This window comes from Alteromonas sp. AO-Serp, assembly GCF_017849675.1.
Taxonomy (GTDB): Bacteria; Pseudomonadota; Gammaproteobacteria; order Enterobacterales; family Alteromonadaceae; genus Alteromonas; species Alteromonas macleodii.
The window spans coordinates 1-9,903 of record NZ_JAFLMX010000123.1; the positions used below are offsets into that span (position 1 = coordinate 1).

Here is a 9,903-nt window from a genome sequence, read left to right on the forward strand (position 1 = left end):
ATACCGAATATCTCTTTCAAGATGCAAAGGTACGAGATATCGAATTAAATTTGGTGTCTACAGGTCAGCTTGAGCCCAAGCGCTACGTAGAGGTAGGCGCGCAGGTTTCAGGTCAGGTAGACAATATTCACGTAGAAGAGGGGGATATTGTTAAAGAAGGCGATTTGCTGGTAGAGATCGATGCCCGTGTATTTGAAACACAAGTACAGAACTCTCAAGCGGCGCTGGACAGCAAAAAAGCACAGCTGGCTCAGCTGCGGGCAGAGAGAGAACTCGCCGAAGTGAGAGCGCAACGCAATCAAAATTTGTTTAAGCAAAATGCAGTCAGCCAAGATGTAGTCGTAAGCAGCGATACAAACCTTAAAGTTATCGATACCAAGATCACGGCGAGCATCGCACAGATTAAAGCCGACGAAGCCTCGCTGGAAGGGGATATTACTAAGCTCGGGTTTGCAAAGATATTTGCGCCAATATCCGGGACTGTAGCCACCTTGCCGGTGCGTGAGGGGCAAACCTTGAATGCTAATCAAAACGCCCCCGTGTTGCTTCAAATTTCCGATTTATCAGTAATGACCCTACGCGCAGAAGTGTCTGAAGCCGATGTGCAGAAAATAAAGCGCGGCATGCCAGTCTATTTCTCTACCTTGGGTGATAACAAAACCTTCTACCACTCTACCGTTCGTCAAGTGCTACCTACACCCACCGTACTCAACGACGTGGTGCTATACCAAGTGCTAATCGATGTTGAGAATCCTGATCGCACGTTAATGGACGCCATGACTACCCAAGTGTTCTTTGTGCAAGAGCAGGTGAAAGGCGCGCTTTCTGTGCCGTTAGCGGCAGTAAAAGGACGAGCTCGCAATCAATTCGTGATGCTTAAACAGGGCGATGAGGTGGTTCGCACGCCAGTAAAAGTAGGCATAAAAAATAGAACCCATATTCAAATTATAGAAGGCCTATCAGAAGGTGATGAAGTGGTTGTGGGTCTAGCAGACGGCACCGCAATGCCGGCCGCGGGCATGCGCAGAGTGCCGGGTGGGCAGCCGCCATCAGGCCCACCGCGCCGCCGTGACGGATTCTAATATGTCGTTAATACAGCTTAATGGCGTATCACGTCGCTACAAAACAGAAGGGTTTGAAGTCACCGCATTGGATAACGTCTCGTTATCAATCGATAAGGGTGAATTTGTCGCCATTATGGGGCAGTCGGGGTCGGGTAAGTCGACCTTGATGAATATCCTAGGGTGTTTAGACACCCCTTCAGAAGGGGTGTACCGTATCCACGGGCAGTCAGTGTCTTCGTTAAACCCAGACCAGCTTTCAGCTCTTCGCTTGAAAACGTTTGGGTTTGTTTTCCAGCGCTATCAGCTACTGTCGTCGCTAAACGCCACTGAAAACGTGGCGCTGCCAGCAATATACAGCGGTACGCCTAGCGAAGATCGCACTCTAAAAGCGCAACAGCTGCTTGATAAGCTTGGCCTTTCAAGCAGAAAAGAGCACAAACCCGGAGAGCTTTCAGGTGGCCAACAACAGCGTGTCTCGGTAGCGCGAGCCTTAATTAATGGTGCAGAAGTAATACTAGCCGACGAGCCCACCGGGGCGCTTGACTCGGCCAGCGGAGAGCAGTTACTGGCATTGCTTCGCGAGCTACACGCAGAAGGGGTGACTATTATTCTTATCACCCACGATAGTGCAGTTGCTGAACATGCCGACAGGCAAATACACTTGCTTGATGGGAAAATTGTAACAGATACCAAAACCGCTGCGCCTAGCACAAGTGAATCAGTTGAAAAGAATGCGGCTTCAGTGCAGCACGCACATTCTCAAGAGCCCAAATCAGTACCGGCAATTAAACCTTTTCCAAGTATCTCACTTTTTTCAGCCCTATCTATGGCGTTCACTGCCCTTAGAATGAATTGGTTTAGAACCTTGCTCACACTCTTGGGAATTATTATTGGAGTAGCGGCAGTGGTGACCATGATGGCCATCGGTGAGGGAGGTAAACAGCAGGTACTAGAGCGTATTGAAACCATTGGCACGAACCTGATTTCGATTAGGCCGGGTGGACGAAACATGCGCTCATCCGGTGATATTGCATCGCTGACGTTAGCCGATGCCACTGCATTGAAAAGTGTTCCGGGTGTGGCTTATGTCGCGCCGGAAAGAAGTGCAAGGGCAACCATCCGATACAGCGAAAACGATTTTTCAGGACGTATTACAGGCACCACACCTGACTACTTTCATGCTAAAGACTGGGAAATGGCGCAGGGCGTGTTTTTCAGCGATGAAGACGTAACAAATTATGCGCCTGTGGTGGTAATTGGAGATACGGTAGCTGAGACCTTGTTTGAAGATAAATATCGGGCAGTAGGCGAGTACATCTTGATGCAAAATGCCTTTTATCAGGTCGTAGGTGTACTTCATTCTAAGGGCGCCAGTGCAGGTGGTAACGATATGGATGACGAAGTGCTCATTCCGGTTACAACTGGTCGTTTGAAGGTATTTGGTCGGGATTACTTAAGCAGCATTACCATAAAGGCAGAAAGTACCGAAGTAGCCACTCAGGTAAAAGACGATGTGCTGGCACTGTTGGTAGAACGTCACGGACAAGAAGACGTGATGGTGCGTACCACAGAGTCACTGGTAGAGGCGGTCACGGAAACGCAAGACACGTTAACTTGGCTCTTGGCGTCTGTTGCTGCCATATCTTTGTTTGTTGGCGGTATCGGTGTAATGAATATCATGCTGGTCAACGTATCTGAGCGTAAGAGGGAGATTGGACTACGCATCGCCACAGGCGCAAAACCTCGCGATATCTTGCGCCAGTTCAATATCGAGGCATGGGTAGTGTGTATCTTGGGTGGTATATTCGGCATTCTTCTGGGCTATTTTGTTGTCCTTATCGTTGCTTCATTCAGTGTGCCTGTCGCCTACACGCTAATGCCGCCCGTTTTGGCTTTTGTCACATCTCTCGCTGTAGGGCTCATTTTTGGTTATGCCCCTGCTCAAAAAGCATCAAAGCTTAATCCCATTGACGCGTTGGCAGAGGAGTAACGCCATGCATTCTTTTCGTTTTTCTGTGCCTCTTGCCGCTCGTTCATTACTGTGCGCGTTCTCTTGTATCGTGCTGACCGCAAGCTGCGCTTATTCACCTTCTACAACGTTGCCCGAAACTGACACGCAGGCGCTACAAAAAGCGAAGTCTGTGGACGCGACTAGTCAAATAACAACATCATGGTGGAAGGTGTTCGAGGTGGCTGAACTTGCGCCCGTTATGAAGACGCTTGAAAGCCAAAATTTAACTCTTAATCAAGCCGAGCAGAGGGTGAAACGAGCGCAATTTCTCTTAGCACAAGTTAACGCAGGTGACGTTCCGACTATAACGGCGAGGACATCTGGACGCAGTGGAAGAGACCTAGATAGTGGACGTTCAAGCCACTCTACCTCAGGTGGACTGGGGTTGAGTTATGACGCGGACATATGGGGTACACGAGATGCTCAGCAGCGCAGTCGTCAGTTAGGTATCGATACTGCACAGTATCAGTTTACCGATGCGCTGTTAGACACCCAGGCGTTGTTTATAAATACCCTTCTTGAGCAGATTTCACTGCAGTCGCGGCTGTCTATTGCGATGCAAAACGTTGAGATTAGCGAAGCGCTGCTAAACCTAGTTCAAATTCGCTTCGAAGAGGGGGATACCTCAGGTATTGAGGTTTCCCAACAGCGCAATACCTTGATCAGTGCTCAGTCGGAGGTGCTGCGACTGAGCAATAGTTTAACGCTTAATGAGCGGGCATTAGCGGTATTGTTAGGTAATGAATCAATGCAATTTAATACGCCTGAACAAAAAGCGCTGCTTTCCCTTTCGCTAACCGATTTTTCACTGCCCGAAGTGGCACCTATATTAAGCGCTGAGGTATTGAAGCAGCGTCCAGATGTTCAGTTAGCTATAGCGCAATTTAAGCAGGCTGATTTAGCGTTTTACGAAGCGTCAGTGGCAGGTCTTCCAGGCATGAGCTTAAGTGCAGATATTGGTGTGAGTGATCTTTTAGATTTAGCGCAAGGGTGGACCTTGGGCGCAGCAGTAAGCTCAGCAGCAACCCTGTTCGACGGGGGACGGTTAGAAGCTGCAGAGAAGGCGGCAAAGACGGATGTTGATTTGGCGATTTTACAGTATCAGCAGACGGTGCTTAGCGCGATAGAAGCGTTGTTAAATAGCCAAACTAACTTGGTATTCAATCAACAAAACTACCGCTACGCGTTAGCCTCGCTCGAGAACAATCAGCAGCTTTATCGTCTTGCGGATATTCGCTACAAAGCCGGTGACACTGACTTTCTGAATTTGCTTAATGCTCAACGTAGCTTTTTCTCGGCTAGGCAATCTGTGATCAGTAATTATCAAGCCGTACTCTCTTCTGTCATTGCCACCTACAGAGAAAGCGCAGGCGCCGACATCACTTCGCCATAGCTTTTAGATTTTCTCATGCAGCAATACGAAAGCCCTGTGAACAGGGCTTTTTTGTGCGTTTTGTAAGGATTGGTATAAAGCCTGCCTGAGTCAGGTTTCGTTCAGCTTCACTCATTAATATAGCCTGTGAACATGCACGAATGAGTTTGGAGAAGCATTATGAAACGTATTACCCTGAGTATGATCACCGGCGTTTGCTTAATGATCGCAGGGCAAGCAAGCGCCCATTCAGGTCATCATTCTCACTCGAATAGCGGGGCGAATGAAAGGGTCACTATTATTACGCAACCTGCTCGTCCGATTATTGACGTAGCCATAAGCGCTCCTGAAATTGGCCTGTACGTTAACGTCTTGCCAGGTGCACATAGGGTAGAGGTTATCGACAATCATCGTTATTACGTTGCTAATAATCATTACTATCGCAAGCATGGAAATCGCTATTTGGTTGTCGATTCACCCTACAAAAAGGTGAAAAAAGTGAAGCACCACAAGCGCAGTCACGCTAGATATCACGACAACGCTAAAGTGATCGTGGTAAGGGAAGGCCGCTAAGTTCAGGTTGATAAGCTGGAAAAGATAGGAATAGTGGGGCGTTAAGAGGCTGATGGTTTTTACTACTAAGCAAAAACCATCAAATATTCACTAGGCTTCTTTTTTGAGGTCTCGACCAAGCAAAGCTAAGGCCGCCTCTTTAGGGGATTTTCCGTGATAAAGCACAGCATAAATTTGTTCACAAATAGGCATTTCAACGCCTACTTTTTTCGACAATATATGCACTTCTTCAGTGTTGCGATATCCCTCAACCACTTGTCCGATTTCGTCAATAGCAACATCGACACTCTTGCCTTGACCCAAAGCTAGCCCAAAGCGACGATTGCGCGATTGATTGTCTGTACAAGTTAAAACTAAATCGCCAAGACCCGCCATACCCATAAAGGTTTCTGGATTTGCACCCAGCTTCACGCCCAAACGGGTAAGCTCTGCTAAACCTCGGGTGATCAGCGCCGTTCGCGCGTTTGCACCAAAGCCAAGGCCATCGGCTAAGCCCGCGCCTATAGCGATAACGTTTTTAACCGCACCACCAAGCTGAACGCCAGTAAAGTCTGAGTTTTTGTATACTCTGAACGACTTTGCGCAATGCAGCTTTGCTGCAAATTCGTCACTCAGCGTATCGTCAGTGGAAGACAGCGAAATTGCGGTAGGCAAGCCCGCTACCATTTCTTTAGCAAAGGTAGGGCCTGATAACACGGCTAGGGGATAGTCGGTACCCAGTATTTCCTCTGCCACATCGCGAAGCAGACGGCCAGTTTTTGGTTCAAGTCCTTTGGTCGCCCAAATAATACGTTGATGCGGTTTAAGCAATGGTTTTAAGCTTTGAAGCATAGCCGCAAATGCATGGCTAGGTACAACCACTAAAATATCTCGGCTGGCGGCTACCACTTCTTCTAAGTTGGCATTTACCACTAGGGCATCTGGAAATGTTGCGCCGGGAAGATAACGAGCATTCTCTCGGTTCGCTTTCATTTCGGCAATGTGCTTTTCATCACGGCCCCAAAGCAGTGTGGGGTTGCCATTTCTGGCAAGACAAAAAGCAAGGGCGGTGCCGTAAGACCCCGCCCCTAATACTGAAACAGACTCTGAAACCGAATGCGACTGCATGTCCACGCCTTTCATGTTCACCTAATTAGGCGTCCATTTTTGGCGCTTCGCCCTGCGCTTGCTGTGCACGTTTTTGCACGTAAGCTGCAAAGATAGCGTCGAAGTTTACAGGCGCTAGGTTAAGTGGAGGGAATGTTCCACGGTTAACCAAATTAGAAATGGTTTCACGCGCATATGGGAAAAGCATGTTCGGGCAGAACGAGCCCAGCGTGTGCGCTTTGTTTTGGTCTGGCATTTCGCCAATAGCGAAGATACCCGCTTGTTGCACTTCACAAAGGAATGCAGTTTCTTCACCAAGCGTTGCCGTAACGGTAACTGAAAGTACAACTTCAAATACATTTTCTTCTAGCTTGTTAGTGCTAGTGTCGATGTCTAGTTTAATTTCAGGCTTCCACTCTTTAGTGAAAATAGCTGGCGCGTTTGGAGACTCAAAAGAAATGTCTTTTGTGTAGATACGCTGAATATTGAACTGAGCACTCTGTTGCGCTTGTGCGCCCGCTGCTTCGCCGTTATTTGTCTGATTTTCGTCAGCCATGGTATTTCCTATTTAATTGTCGTTTTAATTTAATGTAGTGCGTTGCTGTATGCGCTGACGCTTTACGCCAAACCCAACATTGGATTTAGTTTGCTTTGTGCTTCCAAAGCCATCATATCGTCACAGCCACCAACGTGCTGATCGTCAATGAAAATTTGCGGAACAGTCCAGCCGCCGTTTGCGCGTTCAATCATCTCGTCGCGCAGTTCAGGCTTAACATCTATTGGGTATTCAATAAATTCTACACCTTTTTGCGTTAGCAATGCTTTTGCACGGTGGCAATAAGGGCAGTGGCCCTTGGTGTAAAGTTCTACTTTGCTCATAAAGGTTACCTGTTATTTAGAAACGGGAAGGCTGGCACTTTGCCACGCGTTCATTCCGCCTTTTAATACACTCACATTCGCGAAGCCATCTTTAAGCATCGCATTTGCTGTACCACGAGCCTGATTACCCATAGCGCATACTACGATAATGGGTTTGTCTTTACTGTTTTCAAGTTTCTTGAAGTTTTTCTCACGCAACTCTTCAGGTTTAATTTGTCTGGCACCCAAAATATGGCCAGCTTTAAACTCTTTCGCAGGGCGTGTATCTAGCACTATCGCATCGTCTTTATTCATCAAAACCGTTGCTTCGTGTGTGCTTAATTCTTTTACTGAAGATGTCCATGCACTGATATAGCTAAATATCAACATGGCAACCAGCGCAACCCAAATACCAGCAAGAATAACGTTGTTGCTAGCAAATTCAATTAGTTGATCCATTACCTCTAACCCTGTCTACAGACCATGAAAAGAGTGCAAAGTATATAGAAAAATGGGCGAGAAACCAGCTTACCTTTCAGTATGATTGATGTCAGTCATAGCGGGTTTGCGCTAAATACTTTAGATGATTGATATTACGAACAAATTGCACTGGGCATATGGAGGAGCGTCAGATACACTGGAAAACGTTGTTAACAGCAACGATGAAACACATTAAGTCATCAATGAAAAAGTTAAGGTTCTAGGCGCACGTATGTCAGTACGATTATTTCTTTCAATCATTGGGTGTATAGTTGCCCTTGCAATTATGCCGATTGGAAGTAGTGCTATTGCACAAGAAGGCGGTGCGAATAGTCAAAAAGAAAAATTAGCTGAGTTACAGGCCGAACTGCGCGCTCGACAGCAAGTATTAGAGAACAATAGAGCCAGTGCACAGGAATTAGAAAATGTGCTGAAGGCCTCTGAACTCGAAATCGCTAAAGTGGCGAAAGCACTATCCAGCACCCGACAGTCACTTAAAAACATTGAGCAAGAACAAGCGAAGCTCGAAGAAGAACAAGAAGGGCTTAAAACCGCTATCCGTAAACAGCAGTCACTTTTATCGAGCCAGCTTAAAAGTGCATTTATGGCGGGGCATTACGACTACGCGAAAATGCTGTTTTACCAAGATGACGCGCGAACGTTCGAGCGTGTCATTACCTATTATCAATACGTGGCTAAAGCGCGCCAAAAAGAGATTGAGAGCTTTAGGGGAAATGTTGCTAGGCTTGAAGAAGTTAACGCAGAGCTTAGCGAAAAAGCCTTGTCACTTGCCGCATTGAAAGATGAGCAAGAAGGTCAGCGAGCAGTACTTATAACCCGTCAGGACGATAGAAAAGCAACGCTTAAGAAAATAAACCAAACCATAGCCTCTGAAAACCAGCGTATTGCGTCGCTACAAGCTGATGAAAAAGCGCTGAAAGACGCTATTGAAGCGGCGCGGATTGCCGCAGAACGGGCTGCCCGTGAAGCCGAAGTGAGTATGGATGGACTTGCCAAATTAAAAGGTAAGCTGGCAGCGCCTGTAAAAGGCAGAATACGAAACTTATTCGGTAGTCGCCGCCAAGGGCAAGTGTCTTGGAAAGGTATTGTGATAGATGGTGCTGAGGGCGACCCTGTAAACAGCATTGCGCCTGGAAAAGTGTTGTATGCCGATTGGTTGCGCGGATTTGGTCTGGTCGCTATTGTCGATCATGGCGAAGGGTATATGAGTGTTTACGGTCACAACCAAGCGTTACTCAAGCAAGCTGGCGATGATGTCAGGCAAGGTGAACGTATTGCCCTTGTGGGCCGAAGTGGTGGTCAGGAATATCCTAACCTTTACTTTGAAATTCGTCATAAAGGCAAGGCGCTAAATCCAAGCTCTTGGCTAGACTAGGCAGGTTAATTTTAGATTTTCAGAAACTAAGTTGAAACTGAATCAGTTGTTGGTATTCTAGAAAAAACACAGCATTGTGTAGTGTGCGCTTAATAATAATGATGAAAAACGGATGTGACTTAGATGCTTTTGCGTCTGCTAATGCCTTGTATAATCTTTGTTTTATGCGGGCTAACTAGCCTTCAAGTAAAAGCAAAGTCAGACATAATTATAATATTAGATGACCTGGGATACAGGCCGTCCGATGTCGCTGCTTTTTCTCTCCCTAAAGAAATTACCTTTTCTATACTTCCGCAAACGCCGCTGGCTTCTGAAATTGCGCTCCGCGCTGAGCAAGAAGGCAGGGCTGTTATGCTGCATATGCCTATGCAGGCGCAAAGTGGAAAGGACATGGGGCCCCTTGGGTTAACCACTGACATGTTCGCAGGTGCCATTACTTACAATTTGAGAAAGGCAATGAAGAGCGTGCCGAACGCGGTTGGTGTGAATAATCATATGGGAAGTGCGTTCACGGGTCAGCAAAAAGGAATGGAAGCGCTCCTACAAGAAGTGAAACGCCAAGGCTTGTTTTTTGTGGATAGCCGAACCACGGTACTCACAAAAGGTGAAGAAATTGCGCAGCGGTTAGGTGTGCCTAGCGCAAGCAGACAGGTGTTTCTGGACCATAAGCTTGAGCCTGCATTCTTACTTAAGCAGTTCAACCACATGAAACGTATTGCTAAAAAGAATGGTCATGTTGTTGTGATTGGTCATCCCCACCCAGAAACCGTCGATTTCTTGAAAACTCATTTACCCTCACTTGAAAAAGAAGGTTTAACCCTTACCTCAGTAACCGACTATTTTTCGCATGCGCCAAAAGTGGCCAAGCAGTTTGGTAAAGAGCGCGATCAAACGGCTTCACTTAATAACGCCGATATGAAGGATAGCAAAGTAAGCATGACTGAAGAAAATGCCTTACACAGCAGTGGGCTAATGCACAGCTCCGCAGAAAAACCCATTGCTGAGCGTTTGGAAACAGCGCCAAACGAATAGCATTTTTGCCCCATTTTTTACGTAGTTAGTT

10 protein-coding genes are annotated in these 9,903 nt (G+C 46.9%); 6 read left to right on the forward strand and 4 right to left on the reverse strand.

All coding sequences use genetic code 11. The annotated features are described in order from the left end of the window. The 4 genes from QVA83_RS09285 to QVA83_RS09300 all read left to right on the forward strand — a co-directional run. A partial coding sequence (locus tag QVA83_RS09285) for an efflux RND transporter periplasmic adaptor subunit (protein WP_287498391.1) occupies nt 1-1,082 on the forward strand: 1,082 nt, incomplete at its 5' end. A gap of 1 nt (nt 1,083) precedes the next feature. Then, nucleotides 1,084-3,054 carry a MacB family efflux pump subunit gene (locus tag QVA83_RS09290; RefSeq protein ID WP_156077823.1) on the forward strand — a complete coding sequence of 657 codons (1,971 nt, stop codon included), beginning with the start codon at nt 1,084-1,086 and terminating at the stop codon, nt 3,052-3,054. Nucleotides 3,055-3,058: 4 nt separating this feature from the next. Then, nucleotides 3,059-4,468, forward strand: a complete 1,410-nt coding sequence (locus QVA83_RS09295; RefSeq protein WP_278344140.1) for a TolC family protein — start codon at nt 3,059-3,061, stop codon at nt 4,466-4,468. Nucleotides 4,469-4,627: 159 nt separating this feature from the next. Further along, the gene (locus QVA83_RS09300; RefSeq protein ID WP_287498392.1) at nt 4,628-5,020 is read left to right on the forward strand and encodes an NAD(FAD)-dependent dehydrogenase; all 393 of its coding nucleotides are present in this window, start codon (nt 4,628-4,630) and stop codon (nt 5,018-5,020) included. Nucleotides 5,021-5,110: 90 nt separating this feature from the next. On the opposite strand, the gene gpsA is transcribed toward QVA83_RS09300, so the two are convergent. The 4 genes from gpsA to QVA83_RS09320 all read right to left on the reverse strand — a co-directional run bounded on the left by gpsA (nt 5,111) and on the right by QVA83_RS09320 (nt 7,423). After that, the gene (gene gpsA / locus QVA83_RS09305) at nt 5,111-6,142 is read right to left on the reverse strand and encodes an NAD(P)H-dependent glycerol-3-phosphate dehydrogenase (protein WP_502711460.1); all 1,032 of its coding nucleotides are present in this window, start codon (nt 6,140-6,142) and stop codon (nt 5,111-5,113) included. 10 nt (nt 6,143-6,152) lie between these two features. Beyond that, complete coding sequence (gene secB, locus QVA83_RS09310) at nt 6,153-6,662, reverse strand: protein-export chaperone SecB (protein ID WP_014948068.1); 510 nt, start codon at nt 6,660-6,662, stop codon at nt 6,153-6,155. Nucleotides 6,663-6,724: 62 nt separating this feature from the next. Continuing rightward, nucleotides 6,725-6,985, reverse strand: a complete 261-nt coding sequence (gene grxC, locus QVA83_RS09315; RefSeq protein WP_014948069.1) for a glutaredoxin 3 — start codon at nt 6,983-6,985, stop codon at nt 6,725-6,727. 12 nt (nt 6,986-6,997) lie between these two features. Then, on the reverse strand, nt 6,998-7,423 hold the full coding sequence (locus QVA83_RS09320) for a rhodanese-like domain-containing protein (protein WP_287498394.1): 426 nt from the start codon (nt 7,421-7,423) through the stop codon (nt 6,998-7,000). A 253-nt stretch (nt 7,424-7,676) separates the two neighbouring features. On the opposite strand from QVA83_RS09320, the gene QVA83_RS09325 reads away from it, so the two are divergent. Further along, a complete protein-coding gene (locus QVA83_RS09325) occupies nt 7,677-8,840 on the forward strand; it encodes a murein hydrolase activator EnvC family protein (RefSeq protein WP_069943636.1) in 1,164 nt (387 codons plus the stop codon). A 141-nt stretch (nt 8,841-8,981) separates the two neighbouring features. Beyond that, nucleotides 8,982-9,872, forward strand: coding sequence for a divergent polysaccharide deacetylase family protein (locus QVA83_RS09330; RefSeq protein ID WP_287498395.1), 891 nt, complete (start codon nt 8,982-8,984; stop codon nt 9,870-9,872). Nucleotides 9,873-9,903 lie beyond the last annotated feature (31 nt).

Bases quoted from the DNA above. Each gene is read 5' to 3' on its own strand.
- QVA83_RS09290 (WP_156077823.1), top strand. From the start codon at position 1,084: ATGTCGTTAATACAGCTTAATGGCGTATCACGTCGCTACAAAACAGAA.
- QVA83_RS09295 (WP_278344140.1), top strand. From the start codon at position 3,059: ATGCATTCTTTTCGTTTTTCTGTGCCTCTTGCCGCTCGTTCATTACTG.
- QVA83_RS09300 (WP_287498392.1), top strand. From the start codon at position 4,628: ATGAAACGTATTACCCTGAGTATGATCACCGGCGTTTGCTTAATGATC.
- gpsA (WP_502711460.1), bottom strand. From the start codon at position 6,142: ATGAAAGGCGTGGACATGCAGTCGCATTCGGTTTCAGAGTCTGTTTCA.
- secB (WP_014948068.1), bottom strand. From the start codon at position 6,662: ATGGCTGACGAAAATCAGACAAATAACGGCGAAGCAGCGGGCGCACAA.
- grxC (WP_014948069.1), bottom strand. From the start codon at position 6,985: ATGAGCAAAGTAGAACTTTACACCAAGGGCCACTGCCCTTATTGCCAC.
- QVA83_RS09320 (WP_287498394.1), bottom strand. From the start codon at position 7,423: ATGGATCAACTAATTGAATTTGCTAGCAACAACGTTATTCTTGCTGGT.
- QVA83_RS09325 (WP_069943636.1), top strand. From the start codon at position 7,677: ATGTCAGTACGATTATTTCTTTCAATCATTGGGTGTATAGTTGCCCTT.
- QVA83_RS09330 (WP_287498395.1), top strand. From the start codon at position 8,982: ATGCCTTGTATAATCTTTGTTTTATGCGGGCTAACTAGCCTTCAAGTA.